This window comes from Candidatus Pantoea edessiphila (genome assembly GCF_002933355.1).
Taxonomy (GTDB): domain Bacteria; phylum Pseudomonadota; class Gammaproteobacteria; order Enterobacterales; family Enterobacteriaceae; genus Pantoea_C; species Pantoea_C edessiphila.
Map to the genome: position 1 here is coordinate 51,268 of NZ_PDKU01000003.1, position 23,819 is coordinate 75,086.

At 29.6% G+C, this 23,819-nt stretch carries 30 protein-coding genes; 27 read left to right on the forward strand and 3 right to left on the reverse strand.

Going from position 1 to position 23,819, the window contains the following annotated elements:
• Positions 1 to 122: 122 nt before the first annotated feature.
• Together ftsY and rpoH are read left to right on the forward strand one after the other, a co-directional pair.
• Positions 123 to 1,397: a signal recognition particle-docking protein FtsY gene (gene ftsY, locus CRV10_RS02565; protein ID WP_136130257.1), complete on the forward strand. Its 1,275-nt coding sequence runs from the start codon at positions 123 to 125 to the stop codon at positions 1,395 to 1,397.
• Positions 1,398 to 1,744: 347 nt separating this feature from the next.
• Positions 1,745 to 2,602, forward strand: a complete 858-nt coding sequence (gene rpoH / locus CRV10_RS02570) for an RNA polymerase sigma factor RpoH (RefSeq protein ID WP_136130258.1) — start codon at positions 1,745 to 1,747, stop codon at positions 2,600 to 2,602.
• Between the two features lie 176 nt (positions 2,603 to 2,778).
• Here rpoH and CRV10_RS02575 read toward each other — a convergent pair whose 3' ends face one another.
• The gene (locus CRV10_RS02575; protein WP_136130259.1) at positions 2,779 to 3,372 is read right to left on the reverse strand and encodes a YhgN family NAAT transporter; all 594 of its coding nucleotides are present in this window, start codon (positions 3,370 to 3,372) and stop codon (positions 2,779 to 2,781) included.
• Positions 3,373 to 3,600: 228 nt separating this feature from the next.
• Between CRV10_RS02575 and asd the strand changes: the two genes are divergently transcribed.
• On the forward strand, positions 3,601 to 4,710 hold the full coding sequence (gene asd / locus CRV10_RS02580) for an aspartate-semialdehyde dehydrogenase (RefSeq protein ID WP_136130260.1): 1,110 nt from the start codon (positions 3,601 to 3,603) through the stop codon (positions 4,708 to 4,710).
• 97 nt (positions 4,711 to 4,807) lie between these two features.
• Here asd and nfuA read toward each other — a convergent pair whose 3' ends face one another.
• Positions 4,808 to 5,386 (reverse strand): Fe-S biogenesis protein NfuA, encoded by a 579-nt coding sequence (gene nfuA, locus CRV10_RS02585; protein ID WP_136130261.1) that lies wholly within the window; start codon positions 5,384 to 5,386, stop codon positions 4,808 to 4,810.
• Positions 5,387 to 5,604: 218 nt separating this feature from the next.
• Between nfuA and bioH the strand changes: the two genes are divergently transcribed.
• The 5 genes from bioH to trpS all read left to right on the forward strand — a co-directional run bounded on the left by bioH (position 5,605) and on the right by trpS (position 10,566).
• Positions 5,605 to 6,372, forward strand: coding sequence for a pimeloyl-ACP methyl ester esterase BioH (gene bioH / locus CRV10_RS02590; RefSeq protein ID WP_136130262.1), 768 nt, complete (start codon positions 5,605 to 5,607; stop codon positions 6,370 to 6,372).
• A gap of 372 nt (positions 6,373 to 6,744) precedes the next feature.
• Positions 6,745 to 7,272, forward strand: a complete 528-nt coding sequence (aroK, locus tag CRV10_RS02595; RefSeq protein ID WP_136130263.1) for a shikimate kinase AroK — start codon at positions 6,745 to 6,747, stop codon at positions 7,270 to 7,272.
• Positions 7,273 to 7,310: 38 nt separating this feature from the next.
• The gene (gene aroB, locus CRV10_RS02600; protein WP_136130264.1) at positions 7,311 to 8,402 is read left to right on the forward strand and encodes a 3-dehydroquinate synthase; all 1,092 of its coding nucleotides are present in this window, start codon (positions 7,311 to 7,313) and stop codon (positions 8,400 to 8,402) included.
• Positions 8,403 to 8,702: 300 nt separating this feature from the next.
• Positions 8,703 to 9,377 (forward strand): ribulose-phosphate 3-epimerase, encoded by a 675-nt coding sequence (gene rpe, locus CRV10_RS02605; RefSeq protein WP_136130265.1) that lies wholly within the window; start codon positions 8,703 to 8,705, stop codon positions 9,375 to 9,377.
• 181 nt (positions 9,378 to 9,558) lie between these two features.
• The gene (trpS, locus tag CRV10_RS02610) at positions 9,559 to 10,566 is read left to right on the forward strand and encodes a tryptophan--tRNA ligase (RefSeq protein WP_136130266.1); all 1,008 of its coding nucleotides are present in this window, start codon (positions 9,559 to 9,561) and stop codon (positions 10,564 to 10,566) included.
• Between the two features lie 114 nt (positions 10,567 to 10,680).
• On the opposite strand, the gene crp is transcribed toward trpS, so the two are convergent.
• The gene (gene crp / locus CRV10_RS02615; protein WP_136130267.1) at positions 10,681 to 11,313 is read right to left on the reverse strand and encodes a cAMP-activated global transcriptional regulator CRP; all 633 of its coding nucleotides are present in this window, start codon (positions 11,311 to 11,313) and stop codon (positions 10,681 to 10,683) included.
• Positions 11,314 to 12,266: 953 nt separating this feature from the next.
• Here crp and tusD point away from each other — a divergent pair.
• The 19 genes from tusD (at position 12,267) to rplN (ending at position 23,814) form a co-directional block, all read left to right on the forward strand.
• Positions 12,267 to 12,653 carry a sulfurtransferase complex subunit TusD gene (gene tusD, locus CRV10_RS02620; protein ID WP_136130268.1) on the forward strand — a complete coding sequence of 129 codons (387 nt, stop codon included), beginning with the start codon at positions 12,267 to 12,269 and terminating at the stop codon, positions 12,651 to 12,653.
• Positions 12,653 to 13,012 (forward strand): sulfurtransferase complex subunit TusC, encoded by a 360-nt coding sequence (gene tusC, locus CRV10_RS02625; RefSeq protein ID WP_136130269.1) that lies wholly within the window; start codon positions 12,653 to 12,655, stop codon positions 13,010 to 13,012. The genes tusD and tusC overlap by 1 nt, the downstream gene beginning before the upstream one ends.
• Positions 13,013 to 13,026: 14 nt before the next feature.
• Positions 13,027 to 13,320: a sulfurtransferase complex subunit TusB gene (tusB, locus tag CRV10_RS02630; protein WP_136130270.1), complete on the forward strand. Its 294-nt coding sequence runs from the start codon at positions 13,027 to 13,029 to the stop codon at positions 13,318 to 13,320.
• 100 nt (positions 13,321 to 13,420) lie between these two features.
• Positions 13,421 to 13,795: a 30S ribosomal protein S12 gene (gene rpsL, locus CRV10_RS02635; RefSeq protein WP_136130271.1), complete on the forward strand. Its 375-nt coding sequence runs from the start codon at positions 13,421 to 13,423 to the stop codon at positions 13,793 to 13,795.
• Positions 13,796 to 13,873: 78 nt separating this feature from the next.
• Positions 13,874 to 14,344: a 30S ribosomal protein S7 gene (rpsG, locus tag CRV10_RS02640; protein WP_136130272.1), complete on the forward strand. Its 471-nt coding sequence runs from the start codon at positions 13,874 to 13,876 to the stop codon at positions 14,342 to 14,344.
• A 69-nt stretch (positions 14,345 to 14,413) separates the two neighbouring features.
• Positions 14,414 to 16,531 (forward strand): elongation factor G, encoded by a 2,118-nt coding sequence (gene fusA / locus CRV10_RS02645; protein WP_136130273.1) that lies wholly within the window; start codon positions 14,414 to 14,416, stop codon positions 16,529 to 16,531.
• An 82-nt stretch (positions 16,532 to 16,613) separates the two neighbouring features.
• Positions 16,614 to 17,798: an elongation factor Tu gene (gene tuf / locus CRV10_RS02650; protein ID WP_136130274.1), complete on the forward strand. Its 1,185-nt coding sequence runs from the start codon at positions 16,614 to 16,616 to the stop codon at positions 17,796 to 17,798.
• 507 nt (positions 17,799 to 18,305) lie between these two features.
• Positions 18,306 to 18,617, forward strand: coding sequence for a 30S ribosomal protein S10 (gene rpsJ, locus CRV10_RS02655; protein ID WP_136130275.1), 312 nt, complete (start codon positions 18,306 to 18,308; stop codon positions 18,615 to 18,617).
• A 24-nt stretch (positions 18,618 to 18,641) separates the two neighbouring features.
• The gene (gene rplC, locus CRV10_RS02660; RefSeq protein WP_136130276.1) at positions 18,642 to 19,277 is read left to right on the forward strand and encodes a 50S ribosomal protein L3; all 636 of its coding nucleotides are present in this window, start codon (positions 18,642 to 18,644) and stop codon (positions 19,275 to 19,277) included.
• A gap of 3 nt (positions 19,278 to 19,280) precedes the next feature.
• Complete coding sequence (rplD, locus tag CRV10_RS02665) at positions 19,281 to 19,886, forward strand: 50S ribosomal protein L4 (protein WP_136130277.1); 606 nt, start codon at positions 19,281 to 19,283, stop codon at positions 19,884 to 19,886.
• Complete coding sequence (gene rplW / locus CRV10_RS02670) at positions 19,883 to 20,197, forward strand: 50S ribosomal protein L23 (protein ID WP_136130278.1); 315 nt, start codon at positions 19,883 to 19,885, stop codon at positions 20,195 to 20,197. The genes rplD and rplW overlap by 4 nt, the downstream gene beginning before the upstream one ends.
• Before the next feature lie 24 nt (positions 20,198 to 20,221).
• A complete protein-coding gene (gene rplB / locus CRV10_RS02675; protein WP_136130279.1) occupies positions 20,222 to 21,043 on the forward strand; it encodes a 50S ribosomal protein L2 in 822 nt (273 codons plus the stop codon).
• 22 nt (positions 21,044 to 21,065) lie between these two features.
• Positions 21,066 to 21,347: a 30S ribosomal protein S19 gene (rpsS, locus tag CRV10_RS02680; protein ID WP_136130280.1), complete on the forward strand. Its 282-nt coding sequence runs from the start codon at positions 21,066 to 21,068 to the stop codon at positions 21,345 to 21,347.
• A 9-nt stretch (positions 21,348 to 21,356) separates the two neighbouring features.
• On the forward strand, positions 21,357 to 21,689 hold the full coding sequence (gene rplV / locus CRV10_RS02685; protein WP_136130281.1) for a 50S ribosomal protein L22: 333 nt from the start codon (positions 21,357 to 21,359) through the stop codon (positions 21,687 to 21,689).
• 16 nt (positions 21,690 to 21,705) lie between these two features.
• Positions 21,706 to 22,407, forward strand: coding sequence for a 30S ribosomal protein S3 (rpsC, locus tag CRV10_RS02690; RefSeq protein WP_136130282.1), 702 nt, complete (start codon positions 21,706 to 21,708; stop codon positions 22,405 to 22,407).
• Positions 22,408 to 22,418: 11 nt separating this feature from the next.
• On the forward strand, positions 22,419 to 22,832 hold the full coding sequence (gene rplP, locus CRV10_RS02695) for a 50S ribosomal protein L16 (RefSeq protein WP_136130283.1): 414 nt from the start codon (positions 22,419 to 22,421) through the stop codon (positions 22,830 to 22,832).
• On the forward strand, positions 22,832 to 23,023 hold the full coding sequence (gene rpmC / locus CRV10_RS02700) for a 50S ribosomal protein L29 (RefSeq protein WP_136130284.1): 192 nt from the start codon (positions 22,832 to 22,834) through the stop codon (positions 23,021 to 23,023). Before rplP ends, rpmC begins: the two co-directional genes overlap by 1 nt.
• The gene (gene rpsQ, locus CRV10_RS02705; protein ID WP_136130285.1) at positions 23,023 to 23,277 is read left to right on the forward strand and encodes a 30S ribosomal protein S17; all 255 of its coding nucleotides are present in this window, start codon (positions 23,023 to 23,025) and stop codon (positions 23,275 to 23,277) included. The genes rpmC and rpsQ overlap by 1 nt, the downstream gene beginning before the upstream one ends.
• Positions 23,278 to 23,442: 165 nt before the next feature.
• Positions 23,443 to 23,814 carry a 50S ribosomal protein L14 gene (rplN, locus tag CRV10_RS02710; protein ID WP_136130286.1) on the forward strand — a complete coding sequence of 124 codons (372 nt, stop codon included), beginning with the start codon at positions 23,443 to 23,445 and terminating at the stop codon, positions 23,812 to 23,814.
• Positions 23,815 to 23,819 lie beyond the last annotated feature (5 nt).

Below are 23,819 nucleotides of genomic sequence, written 5' to 3' on the forward strand. Positions count from 1 at the left end.
AATTTAAATTTCTAACAATAAATATACGAATTAACATATTAAAATATTCACAATTGAGTTAATTCATATAATTGTTTGAAAAAAATACTAAGTTAATCTGACTCTAAAGGATCTAAAATATAATGGTAAAAAAAACACAAAATTCTTTTCTTTCTTGGTTAGGATTTAAAAAAAAAGATAAAGAAAACAAAAACTTATTAACACAAAAGAATAACACTACGTTATCTAAAAAAAATGAAACTTCAAAACAAGCAAAAATAGACGTTTTATTTAATAATCAAGAAATATCATTAAATGAAATAGATAACAGACACACAATAACACAATCAGAGATCATACCTCAACATATACAAAATAACGATTCGAACAGTACTGATTTGCATACAATTAACAAATCTATCGAACAAACAGATATCAATCATCTTAACTCACTAAATGATACACCTAATTATGATATAATATCAAATAATTTTGATAACAAAAAAGGATTTTTTACTCGTTTAAAAAACAGTTTAATAAAAACCCGCCAAAATTTGGCTGTAAATTTAATAAAATTATTTCGTGGAAAAGCAATTAACAATGCATTGTTTAAAGAGTTAGAAGAACATTTGTTAATTGCTGATGTAGGAGCGGAAACAACTAAAACTATTATAGAACGAATATCTAAACAAGCATATCTTAAAGGTATATATAACGCAGAAAATCTTTATGATTTACTGAAATTTGAATTAATACAAATCCTTGAAGGAATAGATATTCCCCTTACATTAACAAATAAAAAACCTTTTATTATTTTAGTTGTAGGCGTGAATGGCGTTGGAAAGACAACAACTGTTGGGAAATTAGCTTATCACTATAGTAATTTAGGTAAATCAGTTATTTTAGCTGCAGGAGATACGTTTCGTGCTGCAGCAATTGATCAATTACAATTTTGGGGACAAAAATATAAGATTCCGGTAATTGCACAAAATACTGGATCAGATCCTTCTGCAGTAATTTTTGATTCTATAAAATCTGCTAAATCTCGAGAATCAGATATAGTAATTGCAGATACTGCCGGTCGTATTCACAATAAAATGCAATTAATGGAAGAGTTAAGAAAAACCATTCGCGTAATAAAAAAATTAGATGATTCTGCACCGCACGAAATAATGTTAGTTATAGATGCTAATACTGGACAAAATGCTATTTTACAAGCAAAGTTATTTCATCAATATGTTAAGTTGACAGGTATTGTAGTAACTAAATTAGATGGAACTGCTAAAGGAGGTATCATTTTTTCTATAGCTAATCAATTAGCAATACCAATTAGGTATATTTGCATTGGAGAAAAAGCTGATGATTTAAAAATTTTTAAATCTGCAGATTTCATTAAAGCATTATTTTCTCAAAACTAACTAAGATTAATAGTTAATATTATTTTTTATAATTGATACGATCCTCATATTAATATATTTGCTATGTTAAGTGGTATGCTTAATATTAAAAAATGATATATTATTTATACTGTTAACAAATATGAAATAAATAATAGTATATATAAATACGCTATTTTATGTTATGTTTCTACTATAATGATAGTATCCTGATCATTGATTTTTATAATGAGTTATTTTAACAAATTCATTGAAAATTAGATTTTTATAGTTAGAAAATCTTCTTTAGTAAGTAATATGTTCACGTTTTTGATTATAAAAGACACAATTGATATAATGGTTTATCAAAAAATTTTAAAGGATTTTTAATGACAAAAGAAACACAAGCTTTATCTATTGCTCCATTGGGTAATTTAGAATCATATATTCAAGCTGCTAATATATTACCTATGCTATCAGCTGAAGAAGAAAAAATTTTAGCTAAGCAATTACATTACCATGGTGATCTAAAATCAGCTAAGGTGTTAATTTTATCTCATTTACGTTTTGTAGTTCATATTGCTCGTAACTATTCTGGTTACGGATTGCCACAAGCTGATTTAATTCAAGAAGGAAATATTGGATTAATGAAAGCTGTAAGAAGATTTAATCCCGAAGTGGGTGTTCGACTAGTTTCTTTTGCCGTACACTGGATTAAAGCTGAAATTCACGAATATGTATTACGTAATTGGCGTATAGTGAAAGTAGCAACTACCAAAGCACAACGTAAATTATTTTTTAATCTTAGAAAAACTAAAAGGCATTTAGGTTGGTTTAATCAAAATGAAATAGAGATGGTAGCACGTGAATTAGGTGTAAGTAGCAAGGATGTGCGTGAAATGGAATCACGTATGGCTGCACAAGATATGACTTTTGATTTATTTAATAGTGATGACAATAGTGAAGATAAAGTTATGGCACCAGTACTTTATCTTAAAGATAAAACCTCAGATTTTGCTAATGGTATTGAAGAAAATAATTGGGAATTACATGCTGCAGATAAATTAAGTTATGCATTAGAAAGTTTAGATGAACGTAGTAGATATATTATACGCACTCGTTGGCTTGAAGAAGATAATAAAACCACTCTTCAAGAACTAGCTAATAAATATGGTGTATCAGCTGAACGTGTGCGTCAACTTGAAAAAAATGCTATGAAAAAACTTAGAGTAGCCATTGAATCATAATATTTTGAAATCATAATTTCATAAATTGTATGTTTTTGATTTTTTTAATCACCATTCTATTCTAGTTGATAACAATCTATTATGTATTATCAATACTAAATAAATTATACTAAAAAATCAGATTTTATTATATCAATATTCAAATATAATATATAACTATTCAATAAAAATTTAAATTACAATTTTAAATAAACTCTAATACCATCTAAAAACATTTGTGTTGCTAGCATAACCAGCACTAAACCCATTAGGCGTTCGAGTGCATTTACACCCTTTTCTCCTAACACACGTAAAAATAATTCTGAAAGTAATAAAATAATTAATGTCAGTGCCCATGCTATCAGTATTGAAATTATGATAATATGAATTTGATTTGCATATTGGTGAGCTAGCATCATTAAAGTTGCTAACAGCGATGGACCAGCAACTAATGGAATAGCTAAAGGAACTAAAAAAGGTTCTTCACCAGCAGGTAATCCAGTGTTATCATCTTCAGATGAGGGAAAAATCATTTTAATAGCTATTAAAAATAAAATAATGCCACCTGATATTGACACCGATTCAGTACGTAAATTTAAGAAATTTAATATGCTTTCTCCAGAAAATAAAAATAATATCATGATTATTAAGGAAATAATCATTTCACGAATTAAAATTATTTTTCTTCTTTTAGGTTCAATATATTTTAAAATTGACATAAAAACAGGTAAATTACCTAAAGGATCCATAATTAATAACAATAATATTGTTCCAGAAATTATCTCATTCATTTACTTTACACCTTAATTATTAAATATAATTTGTTATTAGTTAGTTTGCTAAAGTACTTAGTTTAAACAAATAATTTGTTTAAGGAAATTAAAATAACTTTGATCAAAGTACTAACTATTTATAAATCTAATTATTACATATCGCTAAACAAAATTAATACCCTAGTAATTTCTTTAAAAAGAAATTAGAAAATTTTGAACATTTGAACAATTGAAAATGGATATAATATGAAAAATGTTGGTTTTATTGGTTGGCGTGGAATGGTTGGTTCAGTATTAATGTCTAGAATGATAGAAGAAAATGATTTTAAATTAATTAACTCTATATTTTTTTCTACATCACAGCAAGGACATTTAGCACCAAATTTTGGAGCCAATTATAATAGTATACTTCAAGATGCTTTTAATATAGAAACTTTAAACATGTTAGATATAATTGTCACTTGCCAAGGAAGTGAATATACAAAAGAAATATATCCTAAATTAAGAAATACAGGTTGGCAAGGTTACTGGATAGATGCTGCTTCTATATTAAGAATGAAAAAAGATACAGTTATTGTATTAGATCCAGTTAATCATCATATAATTTGCCGAGGTATAAATAACGGCATTAAAACTTTTATTGGTGGTAATTGCACAGTTAGTCTAATGTTAATGTCATTAGCTGGTTTATTTTCAAAAAATTTAATAGACTGGGTATCAGTTGCAACTTATCAGGCTGCATCAGGCAGCGGTTCTCAACACATGAAAGAATTACTAATACAAATGGGTCTAATATATAACCATGTAGAAAAATCCTTAAAAAACCCAGCAACTCTAATTTTAGAAATAGAACGTAATATTAATAATTTTACTAAATCTGGTTTATTACCTACGAATAATTTCGGGGTGCCTTTAGCAAACAGTTTGATTCCTTGGATTGATAGAAAACTTGGAAATGGTCAGAGCCGAGAAGAATGGAAAGGTCAAGCAGAAACAAATAAAATCCTTGATACTCAAAAATTAATTCCAGTTGATGGAATCTGTGTGCGTATTAGCACACTACGTTGCCATAGTCAGGCTTTTACTATCAAACTTAATAAAGACATACCATTAAGAGAAATTGAAAAAATAATAAATTCAAATAACACTTGGGTAAAAGTAATTCCCAACGATCGTGAATTAACGATGCATCAATTAACTCCATCTACAGTTGCTGGAACTTTAGTAATTCCTATTGGTCGTTTAAGAAAACTTAATATAGGTTCAAAATATCTATCTGCTTTTACTGTTGGAGATCAATTATTATGGGGTGCTGCTGAACCTATACGCCGCATGTTACGTTTATTGATAAATTAAAAATAATTTTTTCATTTCAAATACATCTGTTCATTATTTGCTTTATTAATTAACAAACTAGAATTAATTTATTTAATTTTTGTTTTAAACTAAAGAACTAAAAATAAGAGTGTCTTCCATGTAGATGCTCTGTATTATCAATAACCCCTCTTAACACGGGAAATGCTAATAATAATTCTTTCTCTACACTATTTTTTAATGTAATATTAATCATTGCACATCCATTACAACCGCCTCCAAATTCTAGTATAGCATAATTATCATCAGTAATTTCAATTAATGATACATATCCACCGTGTTCAGCTAACCTTGGATTAATTTGTGTATACAATAGATGTTCTATACGTTTAAATATGGGTGAGTTTTCAGGTAACTTTTTTACTTTTGTAGCATTTGGTGCTTTTAATGTCAGTTGAGATCCTAATTTATCTACTGCTAGATCAATTTCCGCTTCTTTTAGATAGGGTAAGCTCAATGGATCAATATAAACAGATAAGGTATCAAAGTCTAATTTAATATCTGTATCATTAACATTATTAGGTTGACAATAAGAAACACTACATTCAGCTCTAGGAGTACCTGGATTATTGACAAACATCCTAATCTGAGTACCTTTTTCTTGTTTACTTAGTAATCTTAAAAAATGTTTTAGGGCAGGATCGCTTATTTTAATCATTATTAATTACTCAATTTTTATTGGTTCTTAATTATATTAATTCAGATATTTAAATATATAAAATATATTACACTATATTAGCAATTATTTACTATAGACATTTAGTTTAATATAACCAATAAATTTTTATTTACTTAGCTAGATTAATTATTTTAATTATATTTATTAATATATTGTAGTATATCTTAATTTCTTTTTAACTTTAATTGAAAATTTCAATGTATTGGTATACTTGTGGAAAAGGTAGTACAAATCTTGTGTTAATACATGGCTGGGCTCTTAATGCAGAAATATGGAACCTTGTTATTCCTAATCTTAGTAAACATTTTCGTCTACATTTAGTTGATTTACCAGGTTATGGACGTAGTAAAGTTTGTACTGAATTTACTATAAAAGGTTTAGCGAAACAATTAATACCATTTCTGCCTACTCAATCAATTGTACTAGGCTGGTCTTTAGGCGGTTTGGTAGCTATGCAAATAGCATTAATTCATCCTGAATTACTAAGTGGAGTTATTACTGTAGCATCATCACCTAAATTTATTGCTACAGAATCTTGGCCAGGTATAAAAATAAACATATTGAAAAATTTCCAGCACTATGTTCATAAAAATTTACAGAAAGCAATAGAACGGTTTTTAGTATTACAAACATTAGGTTCAAAGAAAGATAGTATTGACATTTTAATGTTGAAACAAGCAATATTTTCTCAACCTATACCATCAATTTCAGTACTTAATAACGGTTTAAAAATATTGAGTATTACAGATATACGTAAAGAACTACCTTTAATACAATTACCTTTTTTACGTATATATGGGTCTTTAGATAGTTTAGTACCACGTTATGTTGTACCAATTATAGATGATATCATTCCATCTTCACCTTCAATCGTAATAGAGAAAGCAGCACATGCTCCATTTATTTCTCATTCTGATAGATTTTGCGAACATGTTATTAACTTTTTAGATTTAGTAGGTTATTAAATTATAGATTTTTATATGAAACTAATAATTTGCAATTATGCAATATTAATAGACAAAAAATCAAAATTACCAAAATAAATTATATTTATTTACTATAAAGATTAATTTAGATTAAGATAAAATTTAATATTATTATAAATAGTACTATGAATATAAAATCCAATATGTAATAATAGTGATTTTAAAAATCAATATCATGATGATCATGATGGGTAACTTGAATTGATTACTGTTTTTAATTTGAATAACTTAATATAATTATCATTTAATGATTTACCAAAGTTATAACAATTTTTAACATTCAATTTTTATCTCGCCAGCTTAAATTATAAACGCTGGATATTATTAACAAATCTTATTAATACCAAAAAAATGGCAGAGAAACGTAATATCTTTCTAGTTGGTCCAATGGGTGCTGGAAAAAGTACTATTGGTCGTTATTTAGCTCAACAGCTTAAAATGGAATTTTTTGATTCAGATCAAGAAATTGAACAACGTACTGGAGCAGATATAAATTGGGTTTTCGATGTTGAGGGAGAAGAAGGTTTTCGTGATCGTGAAGAAAAAATCATAAATGAACTAACTGAAAAACAAGGTATTGTTCTTGCAACTGGAGGGGGTTCTATTAAATCGCAGAAAACTCGTAATCATCTTTCTGCTAGGGGAATAGTAGTTTATTTAGAAACTGCAATAGAAAAACAGTTATCAAGAACGCAACGTGATAAAAAGCGACCTTTATTACAACTGGATCCTTCTCCTAGTAAAATACTTAAAACGTTAGCTCAAGAACGTAATCCATTATATAGAGAAATTGCTGACATTACAGTTAGTACTGATAATCAAAGTACAAAAATTGTTGCTAATCAAATTATCAAATTGTTAAAAAACGAAATAATTTAAAAAATTAAAGTTAATATAAAATAAACAGGTACTGATTTATGGAAAAACTTACTTTTTCATTAGGAAACAGAAGTTATCCAATTATTATATCTTCTGGATTATGCAATAATATATGTTCTTTATGGCATTTAAAAATAAATGATAAAGCATTAATAGTGACTAATCAAACTTTAGGTGCTCTATATTTGGATAGATTGATAAAATTGATGCAAACAGCAAAAATACAAGTTGATCATATAATTTTACCTGATGGTGAGCAGTATAAAACTCTTGATACAATTAATAAAATTATTAATTTATTATTAAAACAATTACACGATCGTAATACAACTTTAATTGCTCTTGGAGGAGGGGTTGTGGGTGACCTGACTGGGTTTGCTGCATCCATCTATCAACGTGGAATACGTTTTATCCAGATACCAACAACTTTACTAGCACAAGTAGATGCTTCGATTGGAGGGAAAACAGGAGTAAATCATCTACTAGGCAAAAATATGATTGGTTCATTTCATCAACCAACTTTAGTAATAATAGATACTGATTTTTTGATATCATTGCCTTCTCGTGAATTTAATTCAGGGTTATCGGAAATCATAAAATACGGTATTATTTTAGATTCTACATTTTTTCAATGGATTGAAGAAAATCTACATTTACTACTAGCACTAGATACAAGTAAACTTATTTATTGTATCCGTAGATGCTGTGAATTAAAATCTAGTCTAGTTTCCAGTGATGAATATGAAATTAAAAATCGTGCTCTCTTAAATTTAGGACATACTTTTGGTCATGCGATTGAGGCGTATACGGGTTATGGCAAATGGCTACATGGAGAAGCAGTAGCAGCTGGAATTGTCATGGCTGTGCGTACAGCAGAACGTTTAGGACAATTTAAATCGATAGAAGGCAACAGAATTGTCAAATTATTAAAACGTGCTAATTTACCAATAAGAGGTCCATTAGAAATGCTTCCAGAAAATTATTTACCTTACATGATGCGAGATAAAAAAACAATATCAGGTCAATTGAGGCTAATACTTCCTTTAACTATCGGTATTGCTGAAATACGTCATGATGTTCCTAATCAATTGATATTAGAAGCAATCAATGATTGTCAAAATATTCATTAATAATTTTTTGAATATTTTTTAAATCAATTATTTTTTATTAAATATAGTTTAGTAAATGTTTATAATATTCTCATTATGAGTTTATATACATTTTCAATATATGGAAGATAAAATATGACCATTGCAATCTGATATATCAAAATATTAAATCTAATAGAAATGTATCATATGGAAAAGTATATTTATAAATATCATTTATGCAAATTATATGCTTTGCGGTACTAGTAATATAAAACTTAGCTTATCAGATGAGTTGTTAACATAATACAGCATATAGTTCGATAAAATAGGATGTTAATGATGAGTAAATATTTAGTAGCTCCTTCAATACTTTCAGCTAATTTTGCTAAATTAGGTGAAGAAACTACAAACGTCTTAAATGCTGGTGGAGATGTAATTCACTTTGACGTTATGGATAATCATTATGTTCCTAATTTAACTATAGGTCCAATGGTGTTGAAATCTTTGCGTGATTACGGTATTGCTGCACCTATTGATGTACATCTTATGGTAAAACCTGTAGATGATTTAATACCTGAATTTGCTAGAGTTGGTGCTAATTACATTACATTTCACCCTGAAACAAGTGAGCATGTCGATCGTACATTGCAAATAATAAAAGAAAATGGTTGCAAAGCTGGATTAGTATTTAATCCTACCACTTCACTTAACTATCTTGACTATATAATGGATAAACTAGATATTATTCTTATAATGTCGGTAAATCCTGGTTTTAGTAATCAATCCTTTATTCCTAGTACATTAGATAAATTAATTGATGCAAGAAAAAGAATTGATCAAAGTGGATACAATATTATTCTTGAGATAGATGGTGGTATAAAGATAGATAATATTAGGAAAGCAGCCGAATTTGGAGCTAATATGTTTGTTATAGGTTCTGCTATTTTTAGTAGTAACAATTATAAAAAAATTATTAATTCTATGCGTAATGAAATAGAAAAAGTAATTGCATAATTCATTAAAATAGAAATCATAATAAATGATGCCATCTAATAATATTTAATATTAATAGATAGATGAATTGTTACATGAATATTTTTAAACATTAAATTGTAGGTAGACGATTATTCACTTAGCTTATTTTACATATACGTTACGTTAAGATTTAATTTTCTTGATTATTTAGGGTTTCATTATGGGAAAATATATAGTTTTTAGCGGTGCCCAACCATCTGGAGAATTAACTATTGGTAATTATTTGGGTGCAATTCGCCAGTGGAATCAAATGCAAGATAATTTTGATTGCTTATATTGTATTGTAGATTTACATACTTTAACTACTCGCCAAAATCCTCATATATTAAATAAATCTACTTTAGATACTTTAGCTTTATATTTAGCATGTGGTATTGATCCTAATAAAAGTATTATTTTTGTTCAATCTCATGTATTAGAACATACTCAACTTAATTGGATTTTAAATTGTTTTTGTTATTTTGGTGAACTCAGTCGTATGACACAATTTAAAAATAAGTTGATTAGTAATAATAACATAAATTCAGGTATATTTAACTACCCAGTATTGATGGCATCCGATATCTTATTATATCAAACTAATCAAGTACCTGTTGGTGAAGATCAAAAACAACATATAGAATTAAGTCGTGTAATTGCTTGTCGTTTTAATAAAATTTATGGAGATATTTTTACAATTCCAGAACCAATGATACCTAAGTCAGGTGCAAAAATCATGTCGCTTACAGAGCCAAGTAGAAAAATGTCTAAATCGGATTGTAATAATAGTAATGTTATTGGTCTTTTAGAAAATCCTAAATCCATAATAAACAAAATCAAGCATGCAATTACTGACTCTGAGTGCCCTCCTATAATTCGCTATGATATTAAAGAAAAAGCTGGTATTTCAAATCTTCTTAACATATTGTCAGCAGTAACTTATAAAGATATTGTTACATTAGAAAAAGAATTTCAAGGAAAAATGTATAGTCAATTGAAATTTTCTGTTTCTAATGAAATTTGCTTAATGTTACTAGATATTCAAGAACGTTATCATTATTACAGAAATAATGTATCATTGCTTAGAGAAATTATGTATGAAGGAGCTAATAAAGCTAGAGTGAAAGCACAAAAAACAATCAGTAAAGTATATAATACAGTTGGTTTATGTTCTTATTTCAATGATTGATCGTGATACGAATCACTTCGTTAATAATTAAGGAATAATCACGAATCTTACATTATTTCACTATATTGTTAAATTAATTAAGAAAATAAAAAAGATGTAATTATTAATTTTAAGTTATCTTGTTCCGTATACCACAATTGTTTTACCATGAGCATAAATTAATTTTTTATCTCCTAATATTTTTAAAATACGACCTACCGTCTCTCGCGAACAACCAACTATTTGGCCTATTTCTTGTCTAGTAATTTTAATTTGCATTCCGTCAGGATGTGTCATAGCATCTGGTTGTTTAGTTAAATCAATTAACGTTTTAGCAACACGTCCTTTTACATCTAAAAATGCGAGATTACTAACTTTTTCAGAAGTCAATTTTAACCGACGTGCCATTTGAGATGCTAATCTCATTAGAATATCTGAGTTTAATTGAATTAATTGACTAAATTTAATGTAAGAAATTTCTGCTAATTCACATGCAATTTTAGCACGTACATAAACATTACGTTTTTTATCTTTTTTAAAAAATCCCAACTCACCAATAAAATCACCCTGATTTAAATAAGAAAGAATTATTTCTTTACCTTTATCATTTTTGATTAATATTGTTGCTGACCCTTTAACAATATAGTAAAGAGTTTCAGCCTTTTCTTCGTGGTGAATTAAAGTGCTTTTAGAGGGATATTTATGAATATAGCAATGAGATAGGAACCATTCAAGTATAGAATCTGTTTGTGGTTTGGCAAGAACCATTCGGTATTATCCTCTTTTATCATTATGCTTAAAAAAGCAGGAGAAAAATATTTTTACTTACGAGACAAAATTTAAGTATATTGTTTTTTTTATAAAAAAATAATTTGTTTTTAAATTGCAAAGAAAATATATATTATATTTTTGCGAATTTATAAAATAGAACAAAATATTTTTCTTTTTATTGTTATTAGCAATTATAATATATGTATTTTAATTACATCGAGTAATGTGAAAATAATTAGTGTATTTTTTAATTTGATTAAATTAGTTTAGTTTGATTTTTAAAATTAACATAGTTATTATAAATTTTATTGAATATAAAATTTGTGTTAATATTTAAGTCTGCATTAATATTTTTCAAAAAATGAGAAATTATTAGAGATGAATACAGTGAACATATTAATTATCATATTTGCTGTATATTATCTCTTGAAGATGAATTGTTTTTTTGAAATAATAAATATTACATTTATTTTCTTCAGTATCATTTTTCTATGGAATATTATAAAAAATAAAAGAGTAATAAATTATGTTTTTACGCATGCAATTTGTTATTATGTTTTTGTTAATTTATATTGTCTTATAAATTTAAAATTTTATTATACAATACTATAACATCATATTTATGATATCAATTTAAGTATAAATCTATTAAAAAATAATTGTTTTATATATATAATTTAATAAAAACAATTAAATTACTTTTTAAAAATTTTATTGTTAAAGTTAACATGAAAAATTCTATTTATAAAGATGGACAATATTTAATTAATCGACAAAATCATAATAAAAATAAATAGCTATTACGACTTTTGCTATTATTAAATAAATATATAAAAATATAAGAATATTTATGTTAAGATACTCAAGTGAAATGAGAAAGTTCATATTAATATGATATATTACATTGTTATAATATTATCATTGGGTCATTAGTAGGTGTTAATTCCAAAATGAATTACAATTTATTAGTAATGGGACCTCCGTATGGTACTCAGAATGCAACTAGTGCTTTATTATTTGCTCAGGCATTATTGAAAGCGGGTCACAATCTAAAAAGCATTTTTTTTTATAGGGAAGGTGTGTTAAACGCTAATCAATTTATCACAATTCCTCATAATGAATTTAATATAATCCATGAATGGCAAAATCTTAATAGAACACAAGGTGTGCTTCTAAATATATGCATATCATCAGCTTTCTATCGTGGTATATTAGATACACCAGAATCTGAACATCTACACTGCTCTTCAGGTAATCTTCAATCGGGTTTTAATTTTAGTGGGTTGAAATCATTGGCTGAAGCAATTGTAAATTGTGATAGAGTTGTACAGTTTTGATGCATCCTATAGCTTTTATATTTTCTCGTGTACCGCATGGCAGTACTCTAGGTCTAGAAGGATTAAATGCGGCAATAGCCGTTGGTTCATTAAATAAAAATATAGGAATATTTTTTATTGGAGATGGAGTTTTTCAATTGGTTGCTAATCAAATTCCTGAGGTTATTTTAAGTAAACATTACGCTCCTACTTTTTATGTTTTAAAATTGTATGATATTAAAAGATACTATGTATGTTTGGATTCACTAATAAATCGTGGTTTATCAACTAAAGAATTTAACATACTAAATGTTAAAATAATTAATTCTAAAATTTTACGAAAAAAATTAATAAGTTATAATCATATTCTTACCTTTTAAAAGGTATATAGAAAATGCTTCATACTTTAATAAATTCTCCTTATTATAGCGATTTGAGTACATTGCTAATGTTAATAAACATCGAAGATGATGTTCTTTTAATACAAGACGGCGTTATAGCTTCAATAAAAGGTAATTTTATTATAAATAAAATATTTGAAATACATAAATCGGTTATAATATGGGCATTAGAAGAAGATTTAAAAGCAAGAGGATTAGTTAAACAAATTTCTACTAAAGTGCGTTTAGTGAACTATAATGGTTTTGTTAAGTTAACAGAAAAACATCAACAACAAATGATTTGGTGATAATAGAGTTTATTTTTTTTAAATTATTATGATAAATTATTATGATATTAAGATAATTATTTTTAATTAAAAATAAAACCTAAATTCAGGAGCTATTTTAATGGCAACTATTAATCAACTAGTTCGTAAACCACGTGTTCGTAAGTTAACAAAAAGCAATGTTCCAGCATTAGAAGCTTGTCCACAAAAAAGAGGAGTATGTACACGCGTATATACAACTACTCCAAAAAAACCAAATTCTGCTCTACGTAAAGTATGTAGAGTTAGATTAACTAATAATTTTGAGGTTACTTCATATATAGGTGGCGAAGGACATAATTTACAAGAGCATTCTGTTGTTCTTATAAGAGGAGGACGTGTTAAGGATTTACCAGGAGTACGCTACCATACTATTAGAGGAGCGTTAGATTGTGCAGGAGTTAAAGATCGCAAACAAGCTAGATCTAAATATGGCATGAAAAAACCAAAATCTTGATTTTTTAAAATTAAAAAAATATTAATCAATTGTTAGTATTAAATTGAAAAATAGTAAATAAATAAACGGAGTGTTTTTATGCCGCGTCGTCGTATTATAAGTCAGCGTAAAATTTTGCCAGATCCTAGATTTAAATCGGAATTATTAAGTAAATTTATAAACATTTTAATGGTAGATGGTAAAAGATCTATATCTGAAGCAATAGTATATTCTGTCCTTGAAACATTATCTAAAAAATTTGGTAAAGATGAAATAGAAATATTTGAAACAGCACTTGAAAATGTACGCCCAATAATTGAAGTTAAATCTCGTCGTGTGGGAGGTTCTACATATCAGGTACCAGTAGAAGTACGTCCAGTTCGACGAAATGCTTTAGCAATGCGTTGGATTGTAGCAGCAGCTAGAAAAAGAACAGAAAAATCTATGATTGTTAGGTTAATAAATGAACTATCTGAAGCTGCAGAAAACAAAGGTACTGCCGTTAAAAAACGTGAAGAAGTTCATCGCACAGCAGAAGCAAATAAAGCTTTTGCTCATTATCGTTGGTAATACAAACAGTAAATTCTAAATATTTCTTGTCTCAAATTACTTTGAAAGTCTTAAAATCAGAGGAATTAAATGGCTCGTACGATACCTATTACACATTACCGAAATATCGGTATTAGTGCACATATTGATGCTGGAAAAACAACCACTACCGAACGTATCTTATTTTATACAGGAGTAAATCATAAAATAGGAGAAGTACATGATGGTGCAGCTACTATGGATTGGATGGCACAAGAACAAGAACGGGGTATTACTATTACTTCTGCAGCTACTACTACATTTTGGTCTGGGATGGCTAATCAGTTTGATTCGCATCGTATTAATATAATTGATACTCCTGGTCATGTTGATTTTACCATAGAAGTAGAACGCTCTATGCGTATTCTTGATGGTGTAGTTATGGTTTACTGTGCAGTTGGTGGTGTTCAACCTCAATCAGAAACTGTGTGGCGTCAAGCAAATAAATATAAAGTTCCTAGAATTGCATTCGTTAACAAAATGGATCGTATGGGTGCTGATTTTTTAAAGGTTGTTAAACAACTTAAAGATCGCTTGGGAGCAAATCCTATTCCTATACATTTATCAATCGGCGCTGAAGATAAATTTACAGGTATAATTGATCTAATTAAAATGAAAGCTATCTATTGGAACGATGAAGATCAAGGTCTTACATTTAGATATAAAGACATTCCGCCAGAGATGATAAACATAAGTAGTGAATGGCGTCAAAACTTAATTGAATCGGCTGTTGAATCATGCGATCAATTATTGGAAAAATATTTTAATGGTGAAACAATTACAGAAGAAGAGATTAAAAAATCTTTACGTAAACGCGTATTGAATAATGAAATAGTACTTGTTACTTGTGGTTCTGCATTTAAAAATAAAGGTGTGCAATCTATGTTAGATGCAGTGATAGAATATCTACCTGCACCAACAGATGTTCCTGCTGTGAACGGAGTATTAAATACTACTGCTAATGAAAATGTAATAATCCGTCAACCTAATGATAAAGAACCATTTTCTGCGTTAGCATTTAAAATAGCAAATGATCCTTTTGTAGGAAATTTAACATTTTTTCGAGTTTATTCAGGCGTAGTCAGTTCTGGTGATGCTGTATTGAATTCTGCTAAACTGCATAAAGAACGTTTTGGTCGCATAGTACAAATGCATGCTAATAAACGTGAAGAAATTAAAGAAGTTAGAGCAGGCGATATAGCAGCAGCTATAGGTTTAAAAGATGTAATGACTGGTGATACATTATGTGATCCTAATGCGCCAATTGTTCTTGAGCGTATAAAATTTCCTGAACCTGTCATATCTGTTGCTCTTGAAGTAAAAACTAAAGCTGATCAAGAAAAAATGAGTGTGGCATTAAATAGATTAGCTAAGGAAGATCCATCATTTCGTGTTTGGACCGACGAAGAATCGAATCAAACTATTATAGCTGGAATGGGTGAATTACATTTAGATATTATTGTTGATCGTATGAAAAGAGAATTCAATGTTGAAGCTAATGTAGGAAAACCTCAAGTAGCTTATCGTGAAACAATTCGTGAAAAAATTACAGATATTGAAGGCAAATATATTAAACAGTCTGGTGGTCGAGGTCAATATGGTCATGTAGTAATTGATCTATATCCATTAGAAGTAAAAGATAAAGATAAGGAATATAAATTTGTTAATGATATCAAAAGTGGTGTTATTCCTAATGAATATATACCAGCAGTTGATAAAGGTATTCAAGAGCAATTAAGATCAGGACCATTAGCTGGCTATCCAGTAGTAGATATAGGTGTGCGTTTACATTTTGGTTCTTATCATGATGTAGATTCTTCAGAACTCGCTTTTAAATTAGCTGCATCTTTAGCTTTTAAGGATGGATTTAAAAAAGCTAAACCTGTTTTACTTGAGCCAATCATGAAAGTTGAAGTTGAAACGCCAGAGGAAAATACAGGAGATGTTATTGGAGACTTAAGCAGTCGTCGTGGCATTCTGAGAGGTCAAGAATCAAATTCAATGGGTGTAATTATTTATTCTGAAGTACCTTTATCTGAAATGTTTGGTTATGCAACTCAGTTACGCTCGTTAACTAAAGGTCGTGCTTCATACTCCATGGAGTTTCTAAAGTATGAAGAAGCTCCCAATAACATAGCTCAGGCTATTATTGAAGCTCGTAATAAATAAAAAAAGCTAAGTTTAAATTTAAATAAGTATTTCTTGTTTATATATCCGTAATAAAAAGATATGATAGTTAAGGAATCTATCTATGGCAAAAGAACAATTTCAACGAAATAAATTGCATATAAATGTAGGTACCATTGGTCATGTTGATCATGGTAAAACTACTTTAACTTCAGCAATTACAACCGTTTTATCTAAAAAATACGGTGGTCAGGCTTGTGCTTTTGATCAAATTGACAATGCCCCCGAAGAAAAAGCTCGCGGTATTACTATCAATACTTCTCATGTTGAATATGAAACCCTAAATCGCCATTATGCACATGTTGATTGTCCTGGTCATGCTGACTATGTAAAAAATATGATTACGGGTGCTGCGCAAATGGATGGAGCAATTTTAGTAGTTGCTGCAACTGATGGTCCAATGCCGCAGACTCGGGAACATATACTATTAAGTCGTCAAGTAGGTGTGCCTTATATAATTGTTTTCCTTAATAAATGTGATCTAGTTGATGATGAAGAGCTTTTAGAATTAGTTGAAATGGAAGTTCGTGATTTGTTATCACAATACGACTTTCCTGGAGATAGCACTCCAATCATTCGTGGTTCTGCTTTAAAAGCATTAGAAGGAGATCCCGAATGGGAAAAAGGAATTGTAGAATTAGCTGAATATCTTGATAAATATATTCCAGAACCTATACGTGCAATTGATTTACCATTTTTATTACCAATTGAAGATGTTTTTTCAATATCAGGTCGAGGAACAGTAGTAACCGGTCGCGTGGAAAGAGGTATTATAAAAGTTGGCGATGAAGTAGAAATTATAGGAATCAAACCAACTGTAAAATCAATATGTACTGGAGTTGAGATGTTCCGTAAATTACTAGACCAAGGACAAGCTGGTGAAAATTGTGGTATATTACTGCGTGGTGTGAAAAGAGAAGATATTCAGCGTGGTCAAGTATTAGCTAAACCAGGTACTATTAAACCTCATATTAAATTTGAATCAGAAGTTTATATTTTATCTAAAGAGGAAGGGGGACGTCATACTCCTTTTTTTAAAGGATATCGTCCTCAATTTTATTTTCGTACTACAGATGTTACTGGTTCAATAGATTTACCTGAAAATATAGAAATGGTTATGCCAGGAGATAACATTAAAATGTTAGTTAATTTAATTCATCCAATTGCAATGGATGAAGGCTTACGTTTCGCTATTCGTGAGGGAGGTAGAACTGTAGGTGCAGGTGTTGTTTCTAAAGTTATTAACTAATTTTCAAGTGGCCGGTAAACACGGCCGCTATAAAAACAACCTAAATTATTCTTTTTTTACAAATAATATCTAGTGATAATTTACATCAAGAAATTTGTAAAGCATATGGTATGTATAATAAAGATAAATTATATATTTTATATAGAAACTTTTATTTAGTATTAATTTAGTATTGCATATATTACATGATTATGATATTAATTCACAAGTTGCATTAATACTATCTCTATAATTTAGATTATGAAATTTATAAAGTATAGGGTGTGTATAATTTGAAATAAAAATAAATCATATTTATTTATAGTAATAACAAATATGTATTAAAAGGAATCTTATAATATGTATTGATTATTTTATTAATTTAAGTATAATAATGACTATAAATTGTTATTTTAGGCACTGCTTTGTTTTTTTAATGTTATTTATTATCTACAATTAGGAAGTTAGTATAATTAAAATCTTTCTAATTATTAATTGGTTTTTTTATAATATTGGGAGCTCTGGTCCATGCAGAACCAAAGAATCCGTATACGTCTTAAAGCATTTGATCATCGCTTAATAGATAAATCAACTGCAGAAATAGTTGAGACTGCTAAGCGCACGGGTGCGCAGGTTCGTGGTCCGATCCCATTACCAACCCGTAAAGAGCGCTTTACTGTTACGATTTCTCCACACGTTAATAAAGATGCACGTGATCAGTATGAAATTCGTACTCATCAACGTTTAGTAGACATTGTTGAGCCAACTGAAAAAACTGTCGACGCTCTTATGCGTCTAGACCTAGCTGCGGGTGTTGACGTACAGATCAGTTTAGGTTGATCTGTTAATAGAGAGGTTGAATTAATGATTGGGTTAGTTGGTAAAAAAATAGGAATGACTCGTATCTTTACTAAAGAAAGTGTCTCTATTCCTGTGACAGTTATTGAAATTGAATATAACTATGTTGTTCAAGTTAAAAATCTTATTCATGATGGTTATCAGGCAATTCAAGTGACTACTGGTAATAAAAAAACGAATCACATAAACAAACCTGAAGCTGGCCATTTTAAAAAAGCTATGGTTAAAGTTGGTCGTGGTTTATGGGAGTTTCGTGTTAAAAATAATGAAAAATATTCTTTAGGTCAAAAAATTACTATTGATGTTTTATCCAATATAAAAAAAGTTGATGTAACAGGGACATCTAAAGGTAAGGGTTTTGCTGGTACAGTAAAGAGATGGAATTTTCGTACTCAAGATGCTGCCCATGGTAACTCACTATCTCATCGTGTTCCTGGTTCTATAGGTCAAAATCAAACACCTGGTAAAGTATTTAAGGGTAAGAAGATGGCGGGTCAGTTAGGTAAAGAACGAGTAACAATTCAAAGTTTAGATGTAGTATTAATCGATAGTAAACGTAATTTATTATTAGTTAAAGGCGGTGTTCCAGGTGCTATAGGTGGTGATTTAATTGTTAAATCAGCAATTAAGTTAGGAGAGTAGCAAATGGAATTAGTATTACAAGATGCCCAAGGGACTATGAATGTTTCTGAAACCACTTTCAGTTGTTCTTTCAATGAAGCATTAATTCATCAAGTTGTTGTTGCTTATGCATCAGGAGCTCGTCAAGGAACTCGCGCACAAAAAAACAAGTCAGAAGTAAGTGGTTCTGGTAAAAAACCTTGGCGTCAGAAAGGTACCGGTCGTGCACGTGTAGGTTCTATAAGAAGTCCTCTATGGCGTTCTGGTGGAGTAACTTTTGCAGCAAAACCTCAAAACCATAGTCAAAAAGTTAATAAAAAAATGTATAAGAGTGCATTAAGAAGTATCTTTTCTGAACTAATACGTCAAGATAGATTGATAGTTTTTAAACATTTTGTCATAGAATCTCCGAAAACTAAATTATTATTACAAAAAATTAAAAATTTAGCTATCAGAAACATACTTATTATTACAAGTACATTAGATAAAAACTTATTTTTAGCCGCTCGTAATTTATATAAAGTTAATATAAAAACTGTAATAAATATTGATCCTATTAGTTTAATTGTTTCTGATAAAATCATTATAACATCTGATGCAATGAAGCAAGTTGAGGGTATTTTAGAATGATTTGTAAAGAACGTTTTTTTAAGATAATACGCAGGCCGCACTCTTCTGAAAAGACATCGTTCTTAGTTGAAAAGACTAACACTATTGTACTTAAAGTAGCTAAAGACGCTAATAAAAAAGAAATTTTTTCAGCTATTGAAAATATTTTTGAAGTAAAAGTTAAAAATGTTAATACATTAATTGTTAAAGGTAAAATAAATAAAATTAAAAATCAACGAACACATAAGAAGAATCAACGTGAAAATTGGAAGAAAGCTTACGTTACTTTAAAAAAAGGTCAACACTTAGAATTTATTGGCGGTTCTGAATAGTTTATTGAGGAAAATAAAATAATAATGGCAGTTATAAAATGCAAGCCAACATCTCCAGGCCGTAGGCATATGGTTAAAATAGTTGATTCAGATCTTTATAAAGGAAAACCATTTACTCGTTTATTAGAAAAAAAGAGTAAATCTGGAGGACGCAATAATAATGGTCGTATAACTACACGTCATATTGGTGGTGGTCATAAGCAAAATTATCGTTTAATAGATTTTAAAAGAAATAAAGATAATATTTCTGCAATAGTTCAACGTTTAGAATATGATCCAAATCGTTCTGCAAATATAGCTTTAGTATTGTATAAAGATGGTGAACGCCGATATATTTTAGCTGCTAAAGATTTAAAAATTGGTGATACGATTCAATCAGGTGCTGGTGCTTTTATTAAATTAGGTAATGCACTGCCAATACAGAATATTCCAGTAGGTTCCATTATTCATAATATAGAAACAAAACCAGGTAAAGGTGGTCAGATTGCACGTTCTGCTGGTTCATATGCACAGATAGTTGCAAAAGAAGAGTCTTATGTTACTTTACGTTTGCGTTCAGGAGAAATACGTAAAGTTAGATCTAATTGTCGTGCAACTGTAGGAGAAGTTGGTAATTCTCAACATATGTTACAATCTTTTGGCAAAGCTGGTGCATCTCGTTGGCGAGGTATTCGTCCTACAGTTCGGGGAACTGCGATGAATCCAGTAGATCATCCACATGGTGGAGGAGAAGGTCGTAATTTTGGTAAACACCCTGTTACCCCTTGGGGAATACAAACTAAAGGTAAAAAGACTCGCAACAATAAACGTACTGATAAATTAATAATACGTAGACGTAATAAATAACATTGAAAAAGGATACAGTTATATGCCACGTTCTCTCAAAAAAGGTCCTTTTATAGACTTACATTTACTTAATAAAGTAGAGAAAGCAGTGGAAAATGGTGATAAAAAACCCCTACGTACTTGGTCACGTCGTTCAACGATTTTTCCTAAGATGATTGGTTTAACAATAGCTGTTCATAATGGTCGTCAACACATTCCTATTTTTATTTCAGATGAAATGGTAGGTCATAAGCTAGGTGAGTTTGCTCCAACACGTACCTATCGTGGTCATACATCTGATAAGAAAGTTAAAAAAGTAAAGTAAGGGAAAAAAGTGGAAAGTATTGCTAGGTATCGCCGTGCTCATTCTTCTGCTCAAAAAGTGCGCTTAGTAGTGGATTTGATTCGGGGTAAGAAAGTATCAGAAGCTTTAAATATTTTAGTATATAGTAATAAAAAGGCAGCTACATTAGTTAAAAAAGTATTAGAATCTGCTATTGCTAATGCTGAACATAATGATGGTTCTGATATTGATGAACTTAAAGTTAAAACGATTTTTGTTGATGAAGGGCCTACTATGAAAAGAATGATGTTACGTGCTAAAGGTCGTTCAGATCGTATTACAAAGCGTACTAGCCATATTACTGTAGTTGTATCTAATCGATGAAATACGGAGATTAGTAATGGGTCAAAAAGTGCATCCAAATGGTATGAGGTTAGGTGTTGTAAAACAGTGGAATTCTACTTGGTTTGCAAATACAAAAGAATTTGCAAACAATTTAGAAAATGACTATAAAGTACGTCAGTTTCTTGCTAAAAAATTAGCTAAAGCATCTATATCTCGTATAGTTATTGAAAGACCTTCAAAAAGTATAAAAGTAACTATACATACTGCTCGTCCAGGCATAGTTATTGGTAAAAAAGGTGAAGATGTAGAGAAACTACGCGTTTCTATAGCAAATATTTCTGGTGTTCCTACACAAATTAATATTTCTGAAGTTTCTAAACCGGAAATAGATGCTAAGTTAGTAGCGAATAGTATTACTTCGCAATTAGAACGTCGTGTTATGTTTCGTCGTGTTATGAAAAGAGCTGTTCAAAATGCTATGCGCTTAGGAGCAAAAGGTATTAAAGTTGAAATCAGTGGAAGATTAGGTGGATCTGAAATAGCACGCACTGAATGGTATCGTGAAGGACGTGTACCTTTACATACTCTACGTGCTGATATTGACTATAATATTTCTGAAGCTTACACTACATATGGTGTAATTGGTGTAAAAGTATGGATTTTTAAAGGTGAAATATTAGGTAATGTAACCTCTATTGAACAATTAGAAAAAATGACTAATCAACCTAAAAAACAGCAGCGTAAAGGCCGTAAGTAAGGAGAATCGCTGTGTTACAACCAAAACGAACAAAATTTCGCAAAGTACAAAAAGGTAGAAATCGAGGCTTAGCTGTTGAAGCGCAAGTTAGCTTCGGTATGTTTGGGTTGAGAGCTATTGAGAGGGGACGTTTGACTTCTAAACAAATCGAAGCTGCTCGTCGTACTATGGCTAGAGCGGTTAAACGTCAAGGTAAAATATGGATCCGTATATTTCCGGATAAACCAATGACTGAAAAACCATTAGAAGTACGTATGGGTAAAGGTAAAGGCAATGTAGAGTATTGGGTTGCTATGATTCAACCAGGAAAGATTCTCTATGAAATAGACAGTAGTGTAAGTGAAGAACTAGCCCGTGTGGCTTTTAAGTTGGCAGCTGCAAAGCTACCTATTAAAACTACCTTTGTAATGAAAACGGTAATATAATGGAAGCAACAAAGTTGCGTAAAAAAAATATTAAAGAGCTAAATACTGAACTATTTAGTCTGCTGCGTGAAGAATTTAATTTGCGTATGCAAGCATCATCTGGTCAATTACAGCAAACCCATTTATTGAAAAAAGTGCGTCGCAATATAGCACGGGTTAAAACGCTAATGACTGAAAAGGCTGATTTGTGATGAGTAATAAAATACGTACAGTACAAGGTCGAGTTACTAGTAATAAAATGCAAAAATCTGCAGTTGTTGCTATTGAACGTCTTGTAAAGCATAATGTTTATAGCAAATTTATTAAACGAACAACTACTTTGCATATTCATGATGAAAATAATCAATGTCAACTTAATGATATAGTAGAAGTTTGCGAATGTCGTCCTTTATCTAAGACTAAATCATGGAAGTTAGTTCGTATAGTAGAAAAAGCTATTGTATAAAAAACTTTTCTATAATTTACTCTATATTAGAAATATAATATGGATGAACGACTCCACTTGAGTCGTTCATTTTCTTCAATTATAGAAAATAATATTAGGTTTTTGATTAGTATTGTTTTAACATTCAATAATATTAATTTATAGATATTAATGGAGCATTTTATAATGATCCAAGAACAAACTGTGTTAAGTGTTGCTGATAATTCTGGTGCTCGTAGTGTAATGTGTATTAAGGTCTTAGGTGGTTCGCATCGTCGATATGCTAAAATTGGTGATATAATTAAAATTACTGTTAAGGAAGCTATTCCTCGCGGTAAAGTAAAAAAAGGTGAAGTTTTAAAAGCAGTAGTAGTTCGTAGTAAAAAAGGTGTACGTCGCTCAGATGGTTCTACAATCCGTTTTGACAGTAATTCTTGTGTTGTTCTAAATAATACTAGTGAACAACCAATTGGTACTCGTATATTTGGACCAGTAACTCATGAACTTCGTACCGAAAAATTTATGAAAATAATTTCCTTAGCACCTGAAGTGCTTTAGTTGAG